Below are 24255 nucleotides of genomic sequence, written 5' to 3'. Positions count from 1 at the left end.
CAGGCAATCACTGCTGCGCGGCGACACGCTCAACACGCGACCCGCAGACCGACATTGCTCGCCTCGTCCCGAAACCACCGGGGCACCCATCTGACCCCGTGCCCCGAGCCGAGTGGTGGACCCGAGGTGCTTACATGACCGTGTCGGAGGTCGTCGAGGTCGAGGGCCACATCATCGACTCGCTGACGCTGGCCAAGGTCATGGACGTGATCCTCGCCGCCGGTGCCGACTACCGGGTGCTGGACGTCCACATCGGGCGCACCAACCACGACGAGAGCCGGGCCCGCCTGGAGGTCGTGGCCGACGACGAGGACACCCTCACGTCCGTGCTCGTCGAGCTCCAGGCGCACGGCGCCAATCGGGCCCACGTGGTGGACGCCGAGCTGGTGGCGGCCGACCGGGACGGGGTGCTGCCGGCCGGCTTCTACTCGACGACCAACCTGCCGACGGCGGTCCGGGTGGCGGGCCGGTGGGTCGAGGTGGAGAACCCGGAGATGGACTGCGGGCTGGTCGTCACGGCCGGCGGCCGGGCCCGGACGGTCCCCATGCACCGGGTGCGGGTCGGCGACCTCGTCGTGGTCGGCCACGAGGGCATCCGGGTGACGCCCCCGGCGCGGCCCCGGGGCGCCAGCCCGTTCGAGTTCATGAGCTCGGAGGTGTCCTCAGAGAAGCCCAAGGCCCTGCTGGTCGCCGACGTCGCCGCGCGCATGCGCATGCAGCGCGAGGCGGGAAGCCGCATCCTGGCGGTGTGCGGGCCCGCCGTCGTCCACACCGGGGCGGCGCCGTCCGTGGCCCGCATGGTCCGCGACGGGTGGATCGACGTCCTGTTCGCCGGCAACGGCTTCGCCGCCCACGACATCGAGACCAACGTCATGGGCACCTCGCTCGGCGTGTCGGTGGACGCCGGCATCGCCGCCGAGGGCGGCCACGCCAACCACCTCCGGGTCATCAACGAGGTCCGCCGCTACGGGTCGATCGCGGCGGCCGTCGATGCCGGGTACGTGGACGGCGGCGTGATGTACGAGTGCGTGAAGCGGGGCGTGCCCTTCGTGCTGGGCGGCTCCATCCGCGACGACGGTCCCCTGCCCGACGTGTACGCCGACGTGGTGGAGGCGGCCGACGCCATGCGCTACCTGCTCCCGGGGGTCGGCGTGGCCCTGATGCTGGCGTCCACACTCCACGCCATCGCCACCGGCAACTGCCTGCCGTCGGGCGTCGAGACCTTCTGCGTGGACATCAACCAGGCGGTCGTCACCAAGCTGGCCGACCGGGGCAGCCACCAGGCCCTGGGGATCGTCACCGACGTCGGGCTGTTCGCCGAGGGCCTCTGCCAGGAGCTGTGCGGGTGAGACCGGGGCCGTGAGGGGCCTCCCGTGGGGGCGGCGCTACCTGATGTGCCCGCCCGAGCACTTCGGGGTGCTCTACGAGATCAACACGTGGATGAGCGTCGAGGTGGCCGTCGACCCCGAGCGGGCCCGCGTGCAGTGGGCCGCGCTGGTGGACGCACTGCGGGGCTCGGGCGCCGTGGTCGAGCTCATGGAGCCGGTCGAGGGCCTGCCCGACCTGGTGTTCACCGCCAACGCCGGCGTGGTCAGCGGCTCTCGTTACGTGCCCGCCCGGTTCCGCCACCCCGAGCGCCAGGAGGAGGTGCCCCACGACGTCGCCTGGTTCGAGGCCCGCGGGTACGAGGTCGCACCGCTGCCCGCCGACGTCTCCCACGAGGGGGCGGGCGACGCCCTGCCCTTCGCCGGCGTCCTCCTGTCCGGCTACCGCACCCGCTCCGACGCCGCCTCGCACACGGCCCTGTCCCGGCTCACCGGCGCACCGGTACGGTCGGTCGAGCTGGTCGACCCCCGCCTCTACCACCTCGACCTGACCTTCTGCCCGCTCGACGACCGCCGGGCCATCGTGGCCCCGACCGGGTGGGACCGCTACGGCTGCAAGGTGGTCGAGGCCCTGGTGCCCGAGCCGCTGGTCCTCGAGGAGCACGAGGCGCTGGCCTTCTGCGCCAACTCGGTCGTGGTCGGCGACGTGGTGCACATGCCGTCGTGCCCGCCCGCCGTCGGCCGCACGCTGGAGTCGTGGGGGTTCGAGGTGGCGGTGCACGACGTGGGCGAGTTCCTCAAGGCGGGCGGCGCCTGCCGCTGCCTCACTCTCGCCCTCGACGTCGACCTCCGCACCTCCCACCGGGCGTGACGGAGGGGCCGACGGACCGGCCCCTCCGTCACGATTGCTCCCGTCGGGCGGGGCGGCTCACGGGTCCCGGAAGATGAACAGCCCGTAGTCCCGGTCGCTGGCCAGGATGAGCACCTCGTCGCCCGTCACGTTCGGGTCGTCGGCCGGGTTGGGGATCACCTCCACGCCCCAGAAGTTGTTGCCCTCCGGGTCGAGGTAGCCGCCCACCTCGACCAGCTCGCAGGTGGCGTTGTCGGCCGGGTTCGAGCATTGGATCTGGACCGCCACCAGGCCGCCCGCGTAGTACGACAGGTAGGCCAGGCTCGGGTCGGTGGGGTCGGTGGCCACCTCGTGGACCGTCAGGTCGCCGAACCCGGTGGCGAACGCCGGGTCCATGGCCTCGGGGATGGCGAACGTGTCGAGGTCGTCGCCGGTGGCAGCGTCGAACAGGTGGACGTAGCCCCAGCCGTCGAAGGCGCTGGTGAGCGTCAACGTGTCGCCGACGGTGCCGACCGTGGGGTACGACTCCGGATATGTGAAGTTGTCGGCCGCGTTCGGGTCGTCGAACAGCTCGTGCATGGCGCGGTGACCGACGCAGAGCGCCGAGATCTGGACGTCGAACTCGTGGCCCATGGCGCCGCAGAAGTAGGCGTCCGGCCCGAGGCCGCCGAGCGCGCCCGTGTGATGGTTGGCCACGATCACCAGGTCGTAGCCGAGGAGCTGCCCTGTCTCCACCTTCTCGGAGAAGAAGCACGCCGCGCCGGAGGCGCTGGGGTCACCCGCCGGGCCCCGCTGGACCACCAGGATCGCCTCCTCGTCGGGAGCCAGGTCCAAGGTGTCGGCCGAGGGGATCGAGGCCCGGTCGGCGGGGCAGGCGTAGCCGCCGAACACCGTCGGCCCGCTGATCTCTGTTGCGTCCTGGATGGGGACCGTCCAGGAGAACTCGCTGGCGTCGTAGAGGCCCCCGTCGTCGGTGCTGATGCGGTAGCGGTACGGAGCGAAGTCCTCGTCGGTCCCGATGAAGAACCGGTTGTCGGCGGTGAACTCGGCCTGGTGGGCGTTGCCCTCCGGGGTGAGGGCGGTGCCCGTCTGCTCCAGCAACTCCGGGTCGATCGCCGCGAAGTCGGTGTCGTAGAGGAAGATGGGGTTGGCCGGGTCGGTGACGTCCAGCAGGACGTACCCACCGTCCCAGTACGAGGCGATCATGATGCACCTGCCGGCATAGGTGCCGGTGGTCATGCACTTGACCGTCATGTCGTGCAGGAACGAATCGGCCAGGTTGAGCTCGGGCTGGGCGACGTTGAAGGTGTTGAGGTTCAGCTCGCTGATGAGCCGCGGGCGCCGGGGGTTGGTGATGTCGAAGATGTCGACGTCCGCGAGGTCCTCCTCGTCCTGGAGCACGAGGTAGGCGCTGGACGACCCCGGCGGCTGCCACACGAAGGCGCTGTGGGTCTGGTGGGTGTCGGACTTGGTGCGCTCGCCCCAGCCCTCGGCCAGCTTCACCGGCTTCAGCGGGTTGGTGACGTCGTACAGCATGAACCCGCCCTTGTAGTTCTTGCCGCACGCCTCGGCGTTCATGACCAGCACGTCGCCGGTGAACTTGGCGGTCTCGATGTGCAGCACCTGCATCCCCTCGCCGGGACGGGTGTCCTGGGGCATGGGGATGAAGTTGACCTCCCGCGGGTTGGACGGGTCGGAGATGTCGATGACCCAGGCGCCGGCGTCGGGCGAGTTGACGCCGCCCTTCTCGGGGCCGGCGCAGTCGGGCTCGCCCCAGTTGGCGAGGTAGGCGTAGTCCCCGAAGGCCGCGACGTCGGCCACCAGGCCCTCCGTCTCGGTGACCTCCACCTGGCCGACGAGCTCGATCTTCCCGTAGTCCCCGGTCCCCGTCAGGTGGCCGTCGGTCGGCCCGTGCTGCTGTGGGTGGGCCGACGCCGTGGTCGGCGAGCCCAACACCACGAGGGCCAGGGCCAGCCCGGTCCCCAACAGCGCCTTCGTCCGCATCGGCACCTCCTCGTCTTCCCCGCTCCACCGGCGCGGTACGGATCGCCAAAAAGCCTCCCATTTCTCCCGAGCCCGCGCACCCCCCAATCGCCAGAGCCGCCCCGGATTCGTCGGTTCCTCTAGACGGCCTGCGGTTCCACCTGGAAGGCCCGCCACAGGCGGGCGTAGTGGCCGCCCCGGCCCAGCAGCTCGGCGTGGGTGCCCTCCTCCACCACCCGGCCCGCGTCCACCACCACGACCCGGTCCGCCACCGCGGCGGTCGGCAGCCGGTGGGCGACCAGGATCGTCGTGCGGCCGTGGGCGACCGCCTGCATGGCCCGGGCGACCCGCGCCTCGGTCACCAGGTCGAGGTTCGACGTCGCCTCGTCCAGGAGCAGCACGGCCGGGTCGACGAGGTGGGCGCGGGCCAGGGCCAGGAGCTGGCGCTGCCCGGCCGACAGGGACCGGCCCCGCTCGGTGATGGGGTGGAGGTACCCGCCGGGGAGGCGGGCGATCAGCTCGTGGGCGCCGACCGCCCGGGCCGCCGCCTCCACCTCGGCCTCGGTGACGTCCCGGCGCCCGTAGGCGATGTTGTCCCGCACCGTCCCCGAGAACAGGAACACCTCCTGGGGGACGTAGCCGAGCTGGCGGCGGTAGGCGTCCAGGTCGATCTCCCGCAGGTCGACCCCGTCCACCGTGACGGAGCCCTCGGTGGGGTCGTAGAAGCGCGCCAGCAGCTTCACCAGGGTGGACTTGCCGGCGCCCGTCTCCCCCACCAGGGCCACCCGCTCGCCCGCCCGCACCGACAGGTCGACACCGGCGAGGGCGTCCCCGGTGGCCGTCGGGTACCGGAAGCGCACCCCCTCGAACCGCACCTCGCCCGCCAGCCGGCCGACGGGGACGGGCGAGGCCGGGCGGGGCGTGGACGTCGGGGTGGCGAGCAGGGCCGCCACCTGCCGCATCGACGCCCGGGCCTGCTGGTAGCTGTCGAACACGTGCGACAGCTGCTGGACGGGCGAGAAGAGCTGGTTGAGGTACAGCAGGAAGGCGACCAGCTCGCCCGGGGTGAGCGTGCCCGCCCGTACCCGCCCGGCGCCCACGCCGAGGACCACCACGGCCGCCACCTCGGCCAGCAGCTCCACCAGCGGGAAGTAGGTCGCCACCAGCCGCTGGGCGCCGAGCCGGGCGCTGACGTACTCCCCGCTGATCCGCCGGAACTCGCCGATGTTGCGCCCCTCGCGCCCGTACGCCTGGGCCACCCGGACCCCCGACAGGTTCTCCTGGAGGGTGGCGTTGACGGTTGCGATCCGCTCGCGGGCGGTGTCGTAGGCGGCCGCCGACGTGCGCCGGAACCACACGGTGGCGGCCGTCAGCGGCACCAGCACGGCCATGGTGGCGAGCGACAGGCGCACGTCCATCACCACCAGGGCGACGGCCACGCCGCCGAAGCTGAGGAGGCTCACCACCGCGTTCAGCAGCCCGTTCTGGAGCAGGGTGGAGAGGCTCTCCACGTCGGTGGTCATCCGGGTCATGATCCGCCCCGGCATCTCCCGGTCGTAGAAGTCCAGGCCGAGGGACTGGAGATGGGCGAAGATGCGCACCCGCAGCCCGAACAGCAGCTCCTCGGCCGTGCGCCGGGTGTACCGCTGCTGGGTGTAGACGTTGGCCCAGTTGGCCAGGGCGACGGCCAGGAAGGCGATGCTGGCCGCCCACAGCGCCCGCTCGGAACCGGCGACCACGCCGGCGTCCAGCCCCCGCCGCACGAGCGCCGGTCCCGCCAGCGCGGCCAGGGTGTCGAGCGCCACCAGGAGCAGCCCGACGGCGAGCGGGCCGCGGTAGGGCGCGACGACGCGGCGGAGCCCGAAGCGGGTGTCGCCGGGCGCTCCGGCCTCCGCCACCAGCTCCCGGGCCCGGGGCGACGGCCGGTCGGTGGCCGGCGGAAGGGCCTCGACCGCTTCCACGAGCTCCTGCGTGGTGCCCATGCGGGCCAGGAAGTCGGACGCACCGGGGCCGCTCAGGAGCGAGCCGTGACCGGCCGGGCCGACCGCCCCGCCCGTGGGTGCCGACGTCACCCGGGGGCGCGGCGCCTCTCCGGCGGTGCCGGCCGCCGGCCGCCACAGGGCGGCCGTGACCCCGCCGTCGTCGCCCTCGCCGGCGGCGCCGGCCCGGGCCAGGTCGGCCTCCGCCTCCGCTCCGTTCGGCGGGCCGGGTGCCTCGTCGCCCTCGACGGTGTCCCCGGGCCCGGCCAGCAGACGCCGGTAGAGCGGGCAGCGGGCCAGCAGCTCGGCGTCGGTCCCGACGTCCACCACGGCGCCGCCGTCGACGACCGCGATGCGGTCGGCCAGATGGAGCGTGGAGCGCCGGTGGGCGACCAGCAACGTCGTCCGCCCGCGCAGGATCCGGCGCAGGGTGGCGTGGATCTCGGCCTCCACCCGTGAGTCGACGGCCGAGGTGGCGTCGTCGAGCACGAGGACCCGGGGGTCGGTGAGCAGGGCCCGGGCGAGGGCGACGCGCTGGCGCTGGCCGCCCGACAGGGTCAGCCCCCGGTCGCCGAGGACGGTGTCGTACCCGTCGGGGAGGGCGGCCACGAAGTCGTGCGCCTCCGCCGCCCGGGCGGCGGCCACCACCTCGTCGTCGGTGGCGTCGGGCCGCCCGTAGGCGATGTTGGCCCGGACGGTGTCGGAGAACAGGAACGTCTCCTCGAACACCACGCCGACCTGGCGGCGCAGTGACTCGAAGGTGGCGTCCCGCACGTCCGTCCCGTCGACGCGGACCACCCCGGCGTGCACGTCGTAGAAGCGCTGCAGCAGCATGGCGACGGTCGACTTGCCCGACCCCGACGTCCCCACCAGGGCCACCGTCTCCCCGGGCCGGACGGACAGGTCGAAGCCGGCCAGGACGGGCTCGGAGCGCAGGTACCCGAAGCTCACCCCCTCGAAGGCCACCTCGCCCTGCAGCGGCGGGAGGGTAACGGCGCCGGGCCGCTCGGCCACGCCCGGGTTGGAGTCGAGCACCTCGAAGATGCGCTCGGTGCCCGCCCGCGCCTGCTGGCCCACCACCAGCAGGGCCGACAGCATGCGCACGGGCCCGACCAGCTGGACGAGGTACGACGAGAAGGCGAGGAAGGTGCCGACGCTGATGCGCCCGTGCAGCGCCAGCCACCCGCCGAGGGCCAGGACCGCCACCTGGGAGAGGGCCGGCACCAGCTGGAAGGTGGCGGCGTAGCGGGCCTCGATGCGGGCGGCGCGCATGCGCGAGGCGAACAGGTCCTCACCGGCGCGGGTGAGGCGCTCCAGCTCGCGGCTCTCCTGCCCGAACGCCTTCACCACCCGGACGCCGCTGACCGCCTCCTCCACCACGCCGGCGACCTCGGCCGCCCGCTGGGACGCGTCCCAGGCGGCGGGGAACACCGTGGTGCGCAGGCGGGCGGCCAAGACGAGCAGGAGGGGGACGGCGACCAGCGCGACCACGGTCAACAGCGGTGACAGCACCGTCATGACGGCGAGCGACACCACCAGCATCACCACGTTGCCGGCCATCAGGGGCAGGAAGTTCAAGAGGGTCTGCACCAACATCACGTCCGAGCCGGCCCGGGACACCAGCTGGCCGGTGTGCGCCTCGTCGTGGCGGGCGAAGTCGAGGCGCTGGAGGCGGGCGAAGATGTCGTTGCGCAGGTCGTGCTGGACGAGCAGGGCCAGCCGGCCGCCCACGTAGCGGCGGACGTGCGCCGCCCCGAACCGGACGACACCGGCGCCCACCAGCACGCCCAACCACAGTCCGAGGGGCCGGCGCCGGTCGAGGACCACGTCATCGACGACGACCTTCTGGGCCAGGGGGATCAGGGCGGCGACGGTGAGGCCGACGAAGGCGGCGCCGAAGCACAGGACGACGTCGCGGCGGTGCGCCCGCAGGTAGGGCCACAGCCGGCGGGCCCAGCCGCCGGCCGGTGGGGTGGCGTCCTCGGGTGGTGCGGTGGTGTGCTCCAAGCGGCCCTCGCCTCCCTCGGAAGGCTACGGGAGCACCGCGTCGAGCCGGCCGCTCGGGTCGGCCAGCATCGGTCGGACCCGCACCATGGCGGCCCGCCTCGGCGGCTCGCTGAACCCGAAGGCGGCCGCCTTCCACCTCGGGCGCAGCGGGCCCAGGTCGCGGCCCGCCACCGTCGCCCGGGCCGCCGCCACGGGGCGGTACTCGTCGGCCCGGTACCACTCCCGCACGCCCGTCGGGCTGGTGCCGTAGGTCTGCACCCGGACCAGGGCGTGCGCCACCGGTGCCTCCACCCAACGGGTCACCGCCGGCGTGCGCAGCGGGGCGAACGGGATGCGCCACCCCCGGCCACCGGTGACGTGGAGCCGGACGTCACCGGCCGTGACGTCGAGCTCGGCGCCCGCCAGCGCCGCCACCAAGGGCACCACGTCGACCCGGTCGAAGGTGTAGACGGCCGACACGAACGCCCCCGCCCCGCCGCTCGGCACGAGCAGCCGCCGCTGGCCGTCGGGCGTCGCCCACATGACGTCGGCGAAGGGGCCGATGGGCGAGCGCTCCCAGCACCCCACCACGAACCGGTCGCCACTGGCGAAGCCGGCACTCGTGATGGTCCCTACGAGCCGATGTCGACGCGGTCGCGCCTGCGGTTCCTGGTGACGATCGACCACGCCGCCACGGCGAAGGCCACGGACACGAGCGCCAGCGCGAGGTGGACGACCTTGAAGGCGGCGCCGTGCTCGCCGTCCCGGAGGATGTTCCATATCCGGTTGCCCCACACGAACACCGTCCAGCCAGCGAAGGCCCGCAGCACGAGGGCGTCACGACTCGACATGCCGCCAAGATAGCGGCACCCCCGGGCGTGTCCCAGTCGCGGACCGGCCGCACCGGGCGCCGGTCTCGTCAGAGGACCTTGGAGAGGAAGGCCCGGGTGCGGGCCTGCCGCGGGTTGCCGATGACCTCGACGGGTGGGCCCTGCTCCACGATCACGCCCTCGTCGACGAAGACGACCCGGTCGGCGACCGTGCGGGCGAAGCCCATCTCGTGGGTGACCACCACCATGGTCATCCCGCCCTCGGCCAGGTCCCGCATCACGCCCAGCACCTCGCCGACCAGCTCGGGGTCCAGGGCCGACGTGACCTCGTCGAACAGCATGACGGTGGGCTCCATGGCGAGGGCCCGGGCGATCGCCACCCGCTGCTGCTGGCCGCCCGAGAGCCGGGACGGGTAGGCGTCGGCCCGGGCCGCCAGGCCGACCCGCTCGAGCATCGCCCTCCCCCGCTCGTCGGCCGCCCGCCGGTCCAGCTTCAGCACCGTCCGCAGGGCCAGGGTGACGTTGCCGAGCGCCGTCTTGTGCGGGAACAGGTTGAACTGCTGGAACACCATGCCCATCGACGTCCGCACCCGGTCGAGGTCGACCCGGGGGTCGGTGACCTCCACGCCGTCGACCACGATCCGCCCGGCGGTGGGCTCCTCCAGCCGGTTGATGCAACGCAGCAGCGTGGACTTCCCCGAGCCGGACGGACCGATGACGCACACGACCTCGCGGTTGGCGACCTCCAGGTCGATGCCCTTCAGCACCTCGGTGTCGCCGAAGCGCTTCACGAGGCCCTCGACGACGATGGTGGGATCGCTCATCGCGACGCCCGGGCGCGCCCTTCGAGCACGGCGACGGCCCGCAGCAGCGGGAGGGTGATGACGAGGTAGGCGAGGCCGCCGGCGACGAGGGGCGACGTGTCGCCCGTGCGGTTCACGGCGTCGCGGACGTACTTGAGGATCTCCTTGCCGCCCGCCTCGGTGCCGAGCACGGCCAGCAGCGAGGTGTCCTTGAACAGCAGGGCCAGCTCGTTGGTGAGGGGCGGGATCACCAGCCGGAAGGCCTGGGGCAGCACCACCCGCCGCATGGCCGTCCGGTACCTCATGCCGAGCGAGCGGGCCGCCTCCATCTGGCCCCTGGGGACGCCCTCGATGCCGGCCCGCACCGTCTCGGCGATGTAGGCGCCGGCCACGAGGGCGAGCGCCATGCACCCGGGCGTGTACTTCCGGAACGGGTACTCCAGCCCGGGGAAGGCGATCGGGACGCCGAAGCCGATGAACACGATGACCAGCAGGGCGGGGAGCCCGCGGAACACGTCGACGACGGTGGCCGCCGGCCACCGCAGCCACCGGGTGCGGCTGATGCGCATGAGGGCGAGCACCAGGCCGAGCGCCAGCCCGCCCGAGAACCCCAGCACGGTGAACACGAGCGTGTTCTTCATGGCCTCGGTGACGAGTCCCGGGAACAGGTCGGCGATGACGTCGAGGTCGAAGAACTCGTCGAGCAGGCGGTCCACGACCGCGACCGGGGCTCAGCGGGGGGAGGGGCCGGAGCCCGCTCCCCCCGGCCCCCGTCGGCAAGGTCCGTGGCCGCACTCGCCGCCGCAGGCGGCCTCTGCGGCTGCCGACACCGACAAAGGACAGCGCGGAGGCGGCGCGAGCTCCGCTCGCCCGCCGCAGCACGATCCGACTCGACCGAATGGAGTGACCGAAGCGAACGGATGAGGTCGAAGCACTAGACGGCCCCGGCGGTGTCGCCCAGGAACCGGCGCAGGATCGTCGGGTACGTGTCGTCCGCCTTCACCTGCTCCAGGGCGTCGTCGATCGCCGCCTTCAGCTCGGCGCTGCCCTTCTTCATGGCGAAGCCGTACTGCTCCTTCTCGGCCTCGGTGAACACCTTGGCCACGACCGTCTCGCCCGTCGTCTTGGCGTTGTACGAGTTGACCGGGAGGTCCTGGAGGGCGGCGTCGACCTGCCTGGCCCTCAGCGCCGTGAACAGCTCATCGGCGCCGGTGAACTCGCGGATCGTCGCCCCCTCGGCGTTGGCCCGGGCGTAGGCGGCGCCCGTCGTCTCCGACTGCACGCCGATGGTCCGGCCGGCGAGCTTGTCGAGGTCGCCGAGCGTCGCCTCCTCGCCCTTGCGCACCAGCAGGGACTGGTTGATCTCGTAGTAGCCCTCCGAGAAGTCGAGCGTCTCCAGGCGCTCGGGGGTGATGCTCACCGAGGAGGCGACGATGTCGCACTCCCCGGCGTTCAGCGCGGCGAAGATCGACTCGAAGTCCACGTCCTTGAACTCGGCCGTGAGGCCCAGCCGCCCGGCCACGGCCCGGACCAGCTCGATGTCGATGCCGTCGAACTTCCCGTCCTGCTCGAACTCGAAGGGGGCGTACGGGATGTCCGTGCAGGCGGTGAGCCTGCCCTCCGACACCAGGTCGAGGTTCTCGCCCGGCGTGGCGCCCCCGGCCGCCGTGGTCGACGTGGCGCTGGTCTCCACGTCGTCGTCGTCGCCGCAGGCGGCGCCCAGCAGCGCCAGGGCGGCGACCAGCACGAGCAGGCGGGAGCGGACGGGACGGATGGTCATGGCGTCTCCTCCAGGATCTCCGGCTGGGTGGGCGGAGCCGGCCGCTGGGGCCCCCATGGGAGATGGTCCATGAAGACCCAGGTCCGGCGGTGGATGGCGGTCGGCCCCCATGCCTTGAGGGCGGCCTTGTGGCGGGGGCACGGGTACCCCTTGTTGAGGTCGAAGTCGTACCCCGGGAAGTGGGGCGCCTCGCCCCGCATGAGGCGGTCTCGGGTGACCTTGGCCAGCAGGGCGGCGGCCGAGATGGACAGGCACGTGGCGTCGCCCTTCACGATACGCGTCGTGGCCGACGGGCCCAGGCCGACGAAGTCCCAGCGGCCGTCGACGAGCACGTGCGTCGGTCGGACGCCGAGGCCGGCGAGGGCCCGGCGGGCCGCCAGCCGCTGCGCCTCCGACATGCCGAGCCGGTCGCACTCCTCCTGGGAGGCGTGGCCGACGGCCCACGCCCGGCACCACGACGCCACCCGGTCGTACAGGTGCTCACGCTCCGGCTCGGTGAGCATCTTGGAGTCCCGCACCTTGTAGACCCGCCGGTCGGTGGGCGCCACGGCGGCGCCGACGCTGATGGGGCCCGCCCAGGCGCCCCGCCCGACCTCGTCCACGCCGACCACCACGTCGTGCCCGTCCGCCCACAGCGCCCGCTCGCGGGCCAGCGTCGGCGCCGCGGGACGAAGGGAGGGGCGCAGCTGATGGCCGGCGGTCGCCACGGCCGCGGACGCTAGCGGGCGGTCAACTCAGCGTCACGGACGCTTCGCCGTCGGCGACCTCGCCGATGGCGACGAAGCCGGCGTCGGCCAGGCGCCCGGCGGCGGCCGCCGGCACCGCCGCCAGCAGGCCGCCCGACGTCTGGGGGTCGTACGCCAGCGCCTCGAGGGCCGGACCGGCGGTGGACGTGACGATGCGCTCGAGGTGCGACCGGTTGCGGGCGTCGCCGCCCGTGCGGACGCCCGCCTCGGCCGCCTGGAGGGCGCCCTCGTAGAGCGGCAGGGCGGCGGAGTCGATGCGGACGACGGCGCCCGACCGCTCCGCCATCTCCCACGAGTGGCCGAGGAGGCCGAACCCGGTGACGTCGGTGACGGCGTGCGGAGGCTCGTCGAGGACCAGGAGCGCCTCGGCGGCCGCCCGGTTCAGCACCCGCATGCGGGCGATGGCCGCCGTCTTGTCCTCGGGCGAGCCCCCCGCCAGCACGATGCCGGTGCCGAGGGGCTTGGAGAGCACCAGCACGTCGCCCGGCCGGGCCCCCGCCTTCGTCCAGACCCGGTCGGGGTGCACCAGGCCCTGCACGGCCAGGCCGAAGATCGGCTCCTCGGAGCGGATGGTGTGGCCGCCGGCGACCACGCCGCCGGCCTGGCCGACCACCTCGCCGGCGGCGCCGAGGATGGCGGCCACCGCCTCCACCGGCATGCGCTCGGGGAAGGCCGAGATGTTGAGGGCCAGGACGACCCGGGCCCCCATGGCGAACACGTCGCTGCACGCGTTGGCGGCGGCTACGGCGCCGAAGTCGGCCGGGTCGTCGACCAGCGGCGGGAAGAAGTCGGTGGTCGACACCAGGGCCAGGTCCTCGGTCAGCCGGTACACGGCGGCGTCGTCGAACGGCGCCAGGCCGACGAGCAGGTCCGACGACGCGCAGGCGAGCTGGCGCACGAGGGCGTTCAGGGGCGCCGCGCCCCACTTCGCCGCGCATCCCCCGCACGACGTCCACTCGGTCAGCTTCAGCTCGGTCACGGTCATGGAGCCCAGCGTACGGCCGGGGTGGCGCTACGGGGCCGTCGGGCCGGCGACCTCGGCGTCGATCCACCGCAGGTAGCCGGCGCTGCCCGCCACGATCGGCGTGGCGGTCACCTCGGGCGTCTCGTAGCTGTGGCGCCGCCCGATCTCGGCCATCGCCTCGCCGACGGCGGCAGCCGTGGTCTTGGCCAGCAGCAGCCACTCGTCGGCCGACTCGACCCGCCCCGCCCAACGGTACCGGCTGCGGACCGGCCCGAGGACCTGCACGCAGGCGGCCAGCCGGCGGTCGAGGAGGGCGTCGGCGATGGCCGCCGCCTCGTCCTCGCTCCCTGCCGCCGTCAGGACCTGGTAGTGCCTCGCGTCGTCCATGGAGCCATCCTGCTACGGGGTGAAGTGGGCGGGGCGGCCCAGGAGCGTCGCCACGTGGGCGCCGTCGCGGAACACCGTGATGTCGCCGTCGACGGACACCTTGAGCACCACCCTCGCCGTCTCCGACAGGGTCTTGGCGGCGGCCGTACGGGCACCTTCGTGCTCGCTGTCCGTGCTGGTGACGATGGCACCGTAGGCCAGCAGGCGCCCGTGCCGGTCCAGCACCGTGGCGCCGTCGAGGAGGGCGAGGCGGGCGAGGGTGTGCTCATCGAGTTCCTCGGCGTCGATGAGGTGGTGGAGCCGCGCCTCGGGCCGGATCTCCCTCGCCGTCCGGATCACCTCGTGGCGCAGGTCGTAGCGGTCCTTGGGCGGGACGACCCCGTCGAGGACGGCGGCGTCGTCGACGATGGCGAGGATGGCCCCGCCCGGTTGGGCCGAGATCATGAAGGCGGCCCGCGTCACCATCTCGGCGACCGACCCGCCACCGATCATCCGGGAGATGAGCGACGCCAGCTCGAGCGGGAAGGCCGTCCAGTGCTCGCCCCGGCGGACGAGCAGGGGCTGCCCGTCCACGAACGTCCAGATGCTGCGGTCGGCCCGGACGAAGAACCCCAGGCCGCCCAGCGCGCTGGTGGCGGCGGCGACCAGCGAGCCGCTCTCCACCGAGTCGTCCTCGTGGACGTGGGAGGGGTCGACGTGGGGCGCCAGCCGCTCGAAGCGGTGGCGCTGGAGCTCGGTCCGGGCCCGGCCCTCGGGATCGACGACCAGGACCGAGCGCTGGCCGTCGAACAGCAGTGGCGCCCGCTTGGCGGCCCGGACGTCCCGGGGGTACGCGAACTCCAGCCTCGGCCGGTCCCGCAGGACGTCGGCCACGATGACACCATGGGTCAGGTCGTGGGACTCCACCCGTGTGCCACCCAGCTCGACGAGGAACTCGAGCGTCTCGGCGACCAACTCCGAGCGGGGCGGACGGCCGAGGCGCGACGCCAGGTAGTCGGTCAGCACCTCGGTGGCGAGGGTGTCGCGCAGCGCCCGGCGCTGGGCGGGGGCGACGGCGGCGTCCCCCGTCGCATGGTGGTGGCGGAAGCGGCCGGCGGCCCGGATGGCGGCGGAGGGCAGGGTGTCGAGCAGCTCGACGATCGAGGTGCGCCGCCCGGACGCGACCAGCCGCGCCACCCGCTCGTCGAGGCGCAGGGTGACGGTGGCGTGCCAGCCCGACGGGCCGGGGCCGGTGGCCGTCGCCATGCCCGGCTCCGGCGGCGGCTCGGCGGGAGGCCCGTCGCTCGGGGCGTAGGTCAGGTCGACCGTCGACCCCTCCAGGACGTCGGTGACGGCGGCGGCCATCGCCTCGCCCAGGGGGTCAGCCGGGGGCGTCCCCCCCGTGGACGTCCGCAGGCAGGCCATGGACGACAGTGTCGCGTCACCCGCCGCCGGCGCGATGCGGGCGACCTCACGTTCCGGGGCCGCCGGACGTTGGCCCCGGTGTGAGCGTGCGCCCGTTCGAGGCCGTCGTCGCCGACCACGGGCCGGTGGTGCTCCGGGTCGTGCGCGCCCTGCTCGGCCCCGCCGACGCCGACGACGCCTGGTCCGAGACGTTCCTCGCGGCCCTGGAGGCCTATCCCAGGCTGCGCCCGGGGAGCGACGTGCGGGCGTGGCTCGTGACCATCGCCCACCGCAAGGCGGTCGACCGCCTGCGGGCGTCGTCGCGCGCCCCCGTCGCCAGCGCGGACGTTGCCACCCTGGCCGGGGGCGTCGAGGACGGTTTCGACGAGGCGGTGGCGGAGCGGGACCCGGCGCTGTGGGCGGCGCTGGCGGCGCTGCCGTTCAAGCAGCGGGCGGCCGTCGCCTACCACCACGTGGCCGGCCTGCCCTACGCCGAGGTCGGCGCCCTCATCGGCAGCAGCGAGGTGGCGGCCCGCCGGTCGGCGTCCGACGGCGTGGCCGCCCTGCGCAGGACGTGGGCACGGGAGGAGGCGTCGTGACGACCGACGGGCAGCTGGTGGCCCACCTCACCGGTCCGGTACCGGGCTGGGCCGACGGCGACGACGGCGAGGTCGTCGGGCGGCTCCACGCCCGCCTCGTCGACTCGGCCGCCGGCGCCGGCCTCCTCGACGTGGCCTACCGCACGGTCGCCACGCCCATCGGGACGCTGCTGGTGGCCGCGACGCCGGAAGGGCTGGTGCGGGTCGCGTTCGACGTGGAGGGCCACGACGCCGTCCTGGAGGCGATCGCCTCGAGGGTCAGCCGACGGGTCCTCCACGCCCCGGCCCGCCTCGACGACGCCGCCCGCCAGCTCGACGAGTACTTCGCCGGGCGCCGCCGGCGCTTCGACCTCGCCGTCGACCTCCGCCTCGCCTCGCCGTTCCGCCGCGTCGTACTCGAGCACCTGCGCACCATCGGCTACGGGCGCACGGAGAGCTACGCGACCGTCGCCGCCGCCTCGGGCAGCCCGGCCGCCGTGCGCGCCGTGGGCACGGCGTGCGCCACCAACCCCGTCCCGGTCGTCGTCCCCTGCCACCGCGTCGTCCGCAGCGACGGAACCCTCGGCGGCTACCTGGGCGGCCTCGACGTGAAGCGGGCGCTCCTGGCGCTGGAAGCGGCGTAGGCGGACCGCCGGCACCGGTTCCGGCGGCAAGAAGGGGCGCTATGCGCCCTTTTCGCCGACGGGAGCGACGGGTGGGGCGGACGGGCGGACGGCCGGGAGCAGCGGGCGCCACACGGCGGGCGGTCGAGGTGCGGGAGCGGCCCGGGGGAGCGTGACGGCTCCGGCCCGCGCTCCTACCGGGTGGGGACGAAGCCGGTGTGCTCGGGCTTGGCCTCCCGCAGCATGAGCGTGGGGATGACGTCGACGGCCCGCTTGCCCTCGTGGAGCACGGCCACGACCTGCTCGGCGATCGGCATCTCCACGCCGACGGTCGCCGCCAGCTCGAGCACGACCCGCGAGGTGTTCACGCCCTCGGCCACCATGCGCGTCCCCGCCAGCACCTCGGCGGGCGCCCGGCCCCGGCCCAGCTGCTCGCCCACGTGGCGGTTGCGGCTGTGGCGGGAGATGCACGTCGCCACCAGGTCGCCCATGCCGGCCAGGCCCGAGAAGGTCAGCGGGTGCCCGCCCAGCGCCGTGCCCAGGCGGGTGATCTCGGCCAGGCCGCGGGTCATGAGCGCCGCCTTGGTGTTGTCGCCGAAGCCCATCCCGTCGCCCATGCCGGCGGCGATGGCCGTCACGTTCTTGACGGCGCCGGCGACCTCGCAGCCCACCACGTCGGGGTTGGTGTAGAGCCGGAAGGTGGGCGTGCTGAGGAGCGCCTGGATCTCGGCGGCCAGGCCCTCGTCGTCGAGGGCGACGACGCTGGCCGCCGGCTGGCCGGCCAGGATCTCGCCGGCCAGGTTGGGCCCGGTCAGCACGCCGGCCGGGCAGCCGGGCGCCACCTCGGCGATGACCTCGGTCATCCGCTTGAGCGACCCCTGCTCCAGGCCCTTGGTGAGGCTGACGACCGGCGTCCCGGCGCCCAGGAACGGCGCCGCCTGCTCGAGGATGGCGCGGAACCCGTGCGACGGGACGGCCATGACGGCGACCGACGCCCCGTCCAGCGCCTCCTCCAGGTCGGCGGTGGCGACGAGGGCCGGGGGGAGCGCTCCGTCGCGGAGGTAGTCGGGGTTGCGGTGCTCGGTGTTGACGGCGCACGCCAGCTCCGGGCGGCGCGCCCACAGCGTCGTCGGCGCGTGCGACGTCGCCATCGCCGCCATCGTCGTCCCCCACGACCCGGCCCCGAGCACGGCCACCTTCGTCGCCACCCGCTCACCATAGGTACCGCGGCACCACCCCTACACTTCGCCCGTGGCGCGCGAGGAGTTCCTGATCGCCCAGCTGTCGGACCTCCACTGCGGATCGCCCTTCTTCGACGCCGCCCTGCTGGAGGCGGCCGTGGGCGAGATCATCGCCGTCCAGCCGGATCTCGTCGTGGTCGGCGGCGACCTCACCACCGACGGCTACGCCCACGAGTTCCGCGCCGCCCAGCAGCACCTCCAGCCGCTGTTCGACGCCGGGCTGCGCGCCATCGTCATCCCCGGGAACCACGACTCCAAGAACGTCGGCTACCTGCACTTCCGCGACACCTTCGGCATAGGCGAGGGCGTCGGGAAGGGCGACAGCATGCTGCACATCGCCGGCGACGCCCCGCTGTCCATGCGGGTGGTCGCCATCGACTCGTCCAAACCCGACCTGGCCGAGGGCGAGGTCGGGCGGGAGCGCTACGACTGGATCCGCCAGCAGTTCGCCGGCGACGCCGAGGTCCGCTGCTTCGTGCTCCACCACCACCTGGTGCCCGTGCCGGGGACGGGGAGGGAGCGCAACGAGGTGTGGGACTCGGGCGACGTGCTCACCCTGCTCGACGACCTCGACGTGCACCTGGTGCTCTCGGGGCACAAGCACGTGCCCCACGTGTGGCTGCTCAACGACATCCTGATCGTCAACTCGGGGACGGTGTCGTCGTACCGCCTGCGCGGCTACACCCGGCCGTCGTACAACATGATCGAGGTGACCGAGGGCGCCATCCGGGTGACCCTGCGCTACCCCGGCATCGGCGAGCGCTTCGGCGCCGAGCTCGATCGCCACGCCATGCGCCTGAAGACCAGCCCGGAGCTGGCCGGCATGTTCTCCAAGACGGGCTGGGCGCCGTGAGCACGGCGGTGATGCGGATGTTCCAGACGGCGGTCGACCCGGCCGACCTCGCCGATGTGCGGCGCCTGTTCGCCGACGACATCCTCCCCGTGTTCCGCGACATGCCCGGCTGCGTGAGCATGGAGCTGGTCCTGAGCGTGGACCACAACCCGGGCGGGCTCCTCGAGTGCGCCGCCGTGTCCCGGTGGGAGACGGCCGACGCCATGGACGCGGCGATGGCCTCGCGCCCGGCCAAGGAGGCCCAGGTCCGGCTCTTCGAGCTGCTGCGCCAGGAACCGGTGGTGCGGGTGTTCGAGGTCCTGGCGTAGGAGCGGCCATCCCCGCCGTCGCCGTCCTCGTGCCGCTCAAGGCGTTCGCCCGGGCCAAGGTCAGGCTGGCGGGCGCCCTGCTCCCGGCGCCCCGGGCCGAGCTGGCCCGGTCGATGGCCGCCTCCGTCCTGCGGGCGGCCGGGGAGCTCCCCCGGGCCGTCGTGTGCGACGACGCCGAGGTGGCCGACTGGGCGGTGTCCGAGGGTGCCCGGGTCGTGTGGGCGCCGGGGCGGGGGCTGGACGGCGCGGTGGCCGACGGCGTGAAGGCACTGGCGGTGGACGGTGCCACCCGGGTCATCGTGGCCCACGCCGACCTGCCCCTCGCCGTAAACCTGGCGTGGGTGGCGCGCTTCCCCGGCGTCACCATCGTGCCCGACCGCCGCGACGACGGGACCAACGTGATCTGCGTCCCGACCGCCGGCGACTTCCCTTTCTCGTACGGGCCCTCCTCCTTCCGCCGTCACGCCCGGGCCGCCCTGGACCTCGGGCTCCCGCTGCGCGTCGTGCGCGAGCCGCGCCTGGGAGCCGACGTCGACGTGCCCGACGACCTGGCCCCGGCCGGGCTGTGCGCCACCCCGCGATGAGCGCCGAGGTCACCACCGACCTGGACGTTCCCGCCCGCGCCCTGGCCGTCGGCGCCCACCCCGACGACGTCGAGTTCGGCTGCGGCGGCACCCTCGCCAAGTGGGCCGCCGCCGGCTGCGAGATCCACCACCTCGTCTGCACCGACGGGTCGAAGGGCTCGTGGGACCCGGACGAGGACGTGGCGGAGCTGGTGGCCCGGCGCCAGGAGGAGCAGCGGGCCGCGTCGCGGGCGCTGGGCGGCGCCGGCGACGTCGTCTTCCTCGGTTGGACCGACGGCGAGCTGCGGTCGGGGCTCGAGCAGCAGGCGCAGGTCGCCGAGTGGATCCGGCGCATCCGGCCCGACGTCGTGCTGGGCCACGACCCGTGGCGCCGCTACCGGCTGCACCCCGACCACCGCAACGCCGGCTTCCTCGTGACCGACGGCATCGTGGCCGCCCGCGACCCCCACTTCTTCCCCGACCAGGGGATCGAGCCGCACCGCCCGTCGGCGCTGCTGTTGTGGGAGGCCGACGAGGTCGACCACGTGGAGGACGTCGCCGGCCACCAGGGCACCAAGCTGGCCGCCCTGCTCGAGCACCGCAGCCAGTTCCGGTCGACGATGCGCATCGACGACCCCGACGCCGAGGACGAGGTCGACGCGTTCCGCCGGCGCATGCTCGAACGCCTCGCCGAGCAGGGCGCCGTGGCCGCCGTCGCCCTCGGCGAGGCGTTCAAGCTGATGACGAAGCTCTAGCGCGGGCGGCACGCCGGGGCGCCGCCCGCAGGTCGGACCGCTACTTCTTCTTTACGACCCGCTTGAGCGCGGCCTTCACGCCGCTCGCCGCCTTCTTGGGGGACGCCTTCTCGGCGACCTTCTTGGCCGTCGACTTGGCGCCGCCCTTCGACGCCGCCTTGGCCGGCGCCGCCTTCTTGGCGGCGGACTTCTTGGCCGCGCCACCCGTCTTGCCCGTGGCGCTGGCCTTCTCGGCCGAGGGCGACACGCCCCGGCCCCGGGCCGGCGGCTTGTTGGGGATCGTCGTCTTAGCCAGCGCGGGCGAGCCCGCCTGCTTCTTCTGGGCGCCGCCCGCCTTCCCGGTGGGTGGGTTCGGCTTGCTCGTCGCTTCCTTGTTGGCCTTCGCCGCCTTCCGCGGACTGGCCTTCTTGGCCGTCGCGTCGCCGGTCGCCTTCTTGGGTGCCGTGGGGCTCATGTGAGTTCTTACCCGCCTTTCGCTATCGCTTGGTGGACTTCGCGGCCTTCTTGGCCGACGAGGCCTTCTTGGCCGACGAGGCCTTCTTGGCCGGCGCAGCCTTCTTCGATGCGCCCGCCTTCTTGGCCGGTGCCGCCTTGGCCGCCTTCGCCGCCTTCTTGGCAGGGGCCGCCTTGGCCCCCTTCTTGGCCGCCGACGCCTTCTTGGCGGCGGACTTCGGGTTCAGAGCCGCCTTGAACGCAGCGGCGGGAGCGAAGCGAACGCCCGTGGATGCCGGGATCTTGACCGGCTCACCGGTCCGCGGGTTGCGGCCGGTGCGAGCAGCGCGGGACGACGGGGTGAAGGTGCCGAAGCCGAACAGGCTGACCCGCTCGCCCGACTTGATGGAAGCGACCACCGAGTCGAGGGTGAGATCGACCGCTGCCTCGGCCTGGCTTCTCGAGAGGCCACCCGCGTCCTTCACCTTCTCGATCAGTTCGGCCTTGTTCACGCCATCCTCCTCGGATGTTGGGGAAGTACGACTGCCAATCAAAGAGGAAGCAGCCCGCGAGGTCAAGCATTTCCGACGAAATTGCTTGCGCCACAACGCTTTCTGGAAGCCCATGTCGGAAAATCATTGCGCGGCAACGGTTTTTTCCGCAGCTCGGCGGGCCAGGTTTGCCGCCCGATCCGGTGTGGCACACACACCTTCAGTGTCGAACCAACACGGCGGAGCACCTTCGATCGTCGCGAGACGCGGCGTGCCGACCGATGCGGCGGGTGTCGGCGCGCCCACCCGGGGGCGCTTCCGCCGGCTTCCCTGGGGCCGCATCGCGCTCGTAACTGCCGTGGTCCTGGTGGTCGTCGGGCTGGTCGCTCCGCTGCGACGAGGCGTCGCCGTGCTGTCGAGCAGGGCCATCCTGGTGGCCCTCTCACCGATCGCACCCGACATCGGGAACTTCGAGGACCTCTCCCAGGGCAGCACCGTCCTGGCCGCCGACGGCTCCGTGCTGGCCGAGCTGGACGGCGCCCAGCGCCGCGAGCCCGTGCGGCTGGACGCCCTGCCCGACCACGTCACCCGTGCCGTGCTGGCGGCCGAGGACGCCAACTTCTACGACCACGGGGGCATCGACCCGACGGCGGTGCTGCGGGCCGTCGTGCGCAACGCCCAGGGCGGGCTCCAGGGCGGGAGCACCATCACCCAGCAGCTGGCCAAGCTGAACTACACCGACTCCGAGCGGACGATCCTGCGCAAGCTCAACGAGGTGCAGTACGCCGTCCGCCTGGAGGAGCGGTACTCCAAGGACGAGCTGCTCGAGCGCTACCTCAACCAGGTGTACTTCGGCGACGGCGCCTACGGGCTGTCGGCGGCGTCACAGGCCTTCTTCGGCACGGCGCCCGAGCAGCTCACCCCCGCCCAGGCGGCCACGCTGGCCGGGAAGATCCGTGCGCCCGAGGCGCTGGACCCCCGGGCCCGGCCCGACCGCGTCGAGGCGCGCCGCGACCAGGTGCTGCGCAACATGCGCCGGCACGGGTGGCTCGACGAGGGCGGGCTCCAGGCGGCGCTGGCCGCGCCACTGGAGGTCGTCCCCGCCGCGGCGACGGGCGGCCAGGCGCCCCACTTCGTGGAGTTCGTCAAGCGTGAGGCGGCGGCCCTGCCCGAGCTGGGCGCCAGCCCCGAGGTCCGCAGCAAGCGCCTGTTCACGGGCGGCTTCACCATCAAGACCACGCTCGATCCCAAGGCCCAGGAGGCAGCGGTGGCGGCGGTGCAGGCCGCGCTCCCCGACCCCGCCGACCCCGAGGCGGCGGTGGCGTCGGTCGTCCCCGGCGACGGCGCCATCCGCATCCTGTCCGGCGGCCGCGACTTCGCCACCCTCAAGTTCGACCTGGCCAGCCAGGGGCGGCGCCAGCCCGGGTCGTCGTTCAAGCCCTACGTGTACCTGGCGGCGGTGGCCGACGGCGTCGACCCGCGCTCGACCTTCGACGCCTCCTCCCCGCAGGACTTCACCTACCGGGGCGAGCGCTACACCGTGCACAACTACGAGGGCGAGGGGCGCGGCCGCGCCAGCCTCGACGAGGCCATGACCAGGTCGATCAACACCGTCTTCGCCCGGCTGGTGCTCGACATCGAGCCCGGTGCCGTCGTACGCACGGCCGAGGCCCTCGGCATCCACGACGTCGCCGAGAACGTGGGCGCCCGTCCCGCCATCGCCCTGGGCGGGCTGCGCCGAGGCGTCACCCCGCTCGAGCAGGCGACCGCCTTCGCGGCATTCGCGGCGAAGGGCGTCCTGGCCGAGCCCTACGCCATCACCGAGATCCGCGACCGCGAGGGCAAGGTGCTGTTCCAGCGCGAGCCCGACACGAGGCAGGTGTTCGACGAGAAGGAGGTCGGTGTGCTCAACGCCGCCCTCCTCCGGGTCGTCACCGACGGTACGGGCCAGGGCGCCGCCATCGGCCGGCCGGTGGCGGGGAAGACGGGCACCACCCAGGAGTACGGCGACGCCTGGTTCGTGGGCTTCGTGCCGCAGCTGGCCACCGCCGTGTGGGTCGGCCATCCCGACGCCGTGGTCCCGATGACCGACGTGCACGGGCGCCGGGTGACCGGCGGGTCGTTCCCGGCGGCCATCTTCGCCGGCACCATGCGGGCGGCCGTGGAGCCGCTTCCCGCCGAGGACATCTTCACCGCCTCGCCGGGCGCCCTCGGGCTGGACCGCGACGACCGGCGCCCGGCCGCCCCCGCCCCGACCGTGGGGACGACACCGCCCACGACGGCGCCCGTCCCCACCACCGTCGCCACCCTGCCGCCCCTGGCCCCGACGCTCCCCTACCCCACCGTCGTCCGCAGCCCGACCACCACGGCGGCGGCGACCACGACCACCGCGCCCCGCCGGGGGACGACCACGACGACGGCCCCGGCGGTGACGACGACCACGACCGCGCCGGTCACCACCACGACCGCTGCGCCCACCACGACCTCGACCACGACGACGACCACCACCACCACGGCGCCGTCGCCGCCGTAGCTCAGCGCCCGGCGGCGCCCGTCCCGAGCAGCTCGGCCAGGTCGGTGACCTCGGACGGGGCGGGCTCCTGGAACGCCACCGGAGTCCCGAAGTCGTACAGCTCCAGGGTGGCGGTCGAGCGGCCCTCCCCCACGCCCTTGGCCGGTGCGTCGTCGGCCAGGTCGGCCAGGTCGACGGTGTAGCGCAGTCGGCGCAGGCGGCCGTCGGCGTCCACCCAGGCCTCGACGGGGAGGCGCTCGGTGCCGAGCTGGCGGACGACCTCGTCGAGGACGTCGCGCACCGGCTCGGGCGACGCCTCCTTGGCCGCCTCCAGGTCGACGGTGGCGCGGTAGTGGGTGGTCGGCGTGCCGCGCACGTCCTCGGCGCCGACCTCGGTGACCTCGCCGGTGACGCCGCGCAGGGCGTTGAGGACGGCGCTCGGGTGGTTGGCCTTGAGCTGGCGAAGCGCTTCGATGTTGTCGCCCTGCCCGTCCTTCAGGCCGTCGAGGTCGATGCGCACCCACGGCCGGTCGCCCAGGCCGGGCAGCCGCCGCCCCAGCTCGATGTAGACGACGTCACCGTCGAGCAGCACCCTCGTGCGGCCCTCGCCGGCCAGGCCGAGGGGCGCCAGGTCGACCTCCAGGCGGCCGCGTTCGGGGCCGAACTCGAGCTCGCCCTGACCGTCGAACGTGCCCCTGGTCTGCCCCTCCAGGCTGGCCACGAGGGCCACCTTCGAGGACCCCGCCTCGATGGTCCGGGCGGGCGCGGCGGCCAGGATGCCCTGCGGCGACCCCGGATCGGCCTCCTCGTCTCCTCCCCCCGAGCAGGCGCCCGCCAGCAGGGCGACGGCCACCACCAGCCCTCGCGTCCACGCACGCACGCC

General features: G+C 73.8%; 23 protein-coding genes and 1 pseudogene. 9 read left to right on the top strand and 15 right to left on the bottom strand.

Annotated features, from left to right (window positions below; all coding sequences use genetic code 11):
* Positions 1-134 precede the first annotated feature (134 nt).
* Entirely contained in the window at positions 135-1349 is a 1215-nt protein-coding gene (locus VM242_02025; protein ID HVM03924.1) for a TIGR00300 family protein, read from the top strand.
* Positions 1350-1359: 10 nt separating this feature from the next.
* On the top strand, positions 1360-2196 hold the full coding sequence (locus tag VM242_02020) for an arginine deiminase-related protein (GenBank protein ID HVM03923.1): 837 nt from the start codon (positions 1360-1362) through the stop codon (positions 2194-2196).
* Between the two features lie 57 nt (positions 2197-2253).
* Here VM242_02020 and VM242_02015 read toward each other — a convergent pair whose 3' ends face one another.
* The 11 genes from VM242_02015 to VM242_01965 all read right to left on the bottom strand — a co-directional run bounded on the left by VM242_02015 (position 2254) and on the right by VM242_01965 (position 15037).
* On the bottom strand, positions 2254-4179 hold the full coding sequence (locus VM242_02015; protein HVM03922.1) for a hypothetical protein: 1926 nt from the start codon (positions 4177-4179) through the stop codon (positions 2254-2256).
* A 119-nt stretch (positions 4180-4298) separates the two neighbouring features.
* Positions 4299-8144: an ABC transporter ATP-binding protein gene (locus VM242_02010; protein ID HVM03921.1), complete on the bottom strand. Its 3846-nt coding sequence runs from the start codon at positions 8142-8144 to the stop codon at positions 4299-4301.
* 24 nt (positions 8145-8168) lie between these two features.
* Positions 8169-8711, bottom strand: a complete 543-nt coding sequence (locus VM242_02005) for a hypothetical protein (protein HVM03920.1) — start codon at positions 8709-8711, stop codon at positions 8169-8171.
* A 44-nt stretch (positions 8712-8755) separates the two neighbouring features.
* On the bottom strand, positions 8756-8974 hold the full coding sequence (locus VM242_02000) for a hypothetical protein (protein ID HVM03919.1): 219 nt from the start codon (positions 8972-8974) through the stop codon (positions 8756-8758).
* Between the two features lie 68 nt (positions 8975-9042).
* A complete protein-coding gene (locus VM242_01995) occupies positions 9043-9777 on the bottom strand; it encodes an amino acid ABC transporter ATP-binding protein (protein HVM03918.1) in 735 nt (244 codons plus the stop codon).
* The gene (locus VM242_01990) at positions 9774-10472 is read right to left on the bottom strand and encodes an amino acid ABC transporter permease (protein ID HVM03917.1); all 699 of its coding nucleotides are present in this window, start codon (positions 10470-10472) and stop codon (positions 9774-9776) included. The genes VM242_01995 and VM242_01990 overlap by 4 nt, the downstream gene beginning before the upstream one ends.
* 218 nt (positions 10473-10690) lie before the next feature.
* Positions 10691-11536, bottom strand: a complete 846-nt coding sequence (locus tag VM242_01985) for a transporter substrate-binding domain-containing protein (protein HVM03916.1) — start codon at positions 11534-11536, stop codon at positions 10691-10693.
* Positions 11533-12243 carry a ribonuclease HII gene (locus VM242_01980; GenBank protein ID HVM03915.1) on the bottom strand — a complete coding sequence of 237 codons (711 nt, stop codon included), beginning with the start codon at positions 12241-12243 and terminating at the stop codon, positions 11533-11535. Before VM242_01980 ends, VM242_01985 begins: the two co-directional genes overlap by 4 nt.
* A 22-nt stretch (positions 12244-12265) precedes the next feature.
* Positions 12266-13267, bottom strand: coding sequence for a selenide, water dikinase SelD (gene selD / locus VM242_01975; protein ID HVM03914.1), 1002 nt, complete (start codon positions 13265-13267; stop codon positions 12266-12268).
* Between the two features lie 27 nt (positions 13268-13294).
* Positions 13295-13633, bottom strand: coding sequence for a divalent-cation tolerance protein CutA (gene cutA / locus VM242_01970; GenBank protein ID HVM03913.1), 339 nt, complete (start codon positions 13631-13633; stop codon positions 13295-13297).
* Between the two features lie 12 nt (positions 13634-13645).
* A complete protein-coding gene (locus VM242_01965) occupies positions 13646-15037 on the bottom strand; it encodes a hypothetical protein (GenBank protein ID HVM03912.1) in 1392 nt (463 codons plus the stop codon).
* Between the two features lie 80 nt (positions 15038-15117).
* Between VM242_01965 and VM242_01960 the strand changes: the two genes are divergently transcribed.
* Together VM242_01960 and VM242_01955 are read left to right on the top strand one after the other, a co-directional pair.
* Positions 15118-15615, top strand: a complete 498-nt coding sequence (locus VM242_01960; protein HVM03911.1) for an RNA polymerase sigma factor — start codon at positions 15118-15120, stop codon at positions 15613-15615.
* Positions 15612-16238: a methylated-DNA--[protein]-cysteine S-methyltransferase gene (locus tag VM242_01955; protein ID HVM03910.1), complete on the top strand. Its 627-nt coding sequence runs from the start codon at positions 15612-15614 to the stop codon at positions 16236-16238. Before VM242_01960 ends, VM242_01955 begins: the two co-directional genes overlap by 4 nt.
* 173 nt (positions 16239-16411) lie before the next feature.
* Here VM242_01955 and VM242_01950 read toward each other — a convergent pair whose 3' ends face one another.
* Positions 16412-17425: an NAD(P)H-dependent glycerol-3-phosphate dehydrogenase gene (locus VM242_01950; GenBank protein HVM03909.1), complete on the bottom strand. Its 1014-nt coding sequence runs from the start codon at positions 17423-17425 to the stop codon at positions 16412-16414.
* 43 nt (positions 17426-17468) lie between these two features.
* On the opposite strand from VM242_01950, the gene VM242_01945 reads away from it, so the two are divergent.
* Genes VM242_01945 through VM242_01930 form a run of 4 tightly spaced genes read left to right on the top strand, consistent with a single transcriptional unit; the run spans position 17469 to position 19937 of the window.
* On the top strand, positions 17469-18311 hold the full coding sequence (locus VM242_01945) for a metallophosphoesterase (GenBank protein HVM03908.1): 843 nt from the start codon (positions 17469-17471) through the stop codon (positions 18309-18311).
* A complete protein-coding gene (locus VM242_01940; protein HVM03907.1) occupies positions 18308-18619 on the top strand; it encodes an antibiotic biosynthesis monooxygenase in 312 nt (103 codons plus the stop codon). Before VM242_01945 ends, VM242_01940 begins: the two co-directional genes overlap by 4 nt.
* 29 nt (positions 18620-18648) lie before the next feature.
* Positions 18649-19203 carry a 2-phospho-L-lactate guanylyltransferase gene (gene cofC, locus VM242_01935; protein HVM03906.1) on the top strand — a complete coding sequence of 185 codons (555 nt, stop codon included), beginning with the start codon at positions 18649-18651 and terminating at the stop codon, positions 19201-19203.
* Complete coding sequence (locus VM242_01930; GenBank protein ID HVM03905.1) at positions 19200-19937, top strand: PIG-L deacetylase family protein; 738 nt, start codon at positions 19200-19202, stop codon at positions 19935-19937. The genes cofC and VM242_01930 overlap by 4 nt, the downstream gene beginning before the upstream one ends.
* Positions 19938-19977: 40 nt before the next feature.
* Here VM242_01930 and VM242_01925 read toward each other — a convergent pair whose 3' ends face one another.
* Positions 19978-20391, bottom strand: a complete 414-nt coding sequence (locus VM242_01925; protein HVM03904.1) for a hypothetical protein — start codon at positions 20389-20391, stop codon at positions 19978-19980.
* A 214-nt stretch (positions 20392-20605) separates the two neighbouring features.
* Positions 20606-20881: pseudogene (locus VM242_01920) on the bottom strand (HU family DNA-binding protein).
* Between the two features lie 250 nt (positions 20882-21131).
* Between VM242_01920 and VM242_01915 the strand changes: the two are divergent.
* Positions 21132-23393 carry a transglycosylase domain-containing protein gene (locus VM242_01915; GenBank protein ID HVM03903.1) on the top strand — a complete coding sequence of 754 codons (2262 nt, stop codon included), beginning with the start codon at positions 21132-21134 and terminating at the stop codon, positions 23391-23393.
* A gap of 1 nt (position 23394) precedes the next feature.
* On the opposite strand, the gene VM242_01910 is transcribed toward VM242_01915, so the two are convergent.
* Positions 23395-24252, bottom strand: coding sequence for a hypothetical protein (locus VM242_01910; GenBank protein HVM03902.1), 858 nt, complete (start codon positions 24250-24252; stop codon positions 23395-23397).
* Positions 24253-24255 lie beyond the last annotated feature (3 nt).

This window comes from Acidimicrobiales bacterium, from assembly GCA_035540975.1.
Taxonomy (GTDB): Bacteria; Actinomycetota; Acidimicrobiia; order Acidimicrobiales.
Note: the sequence above shows the minus strand (reverse complement) of the source record. Positions and strands in the feature narration are given on the sequence as shown.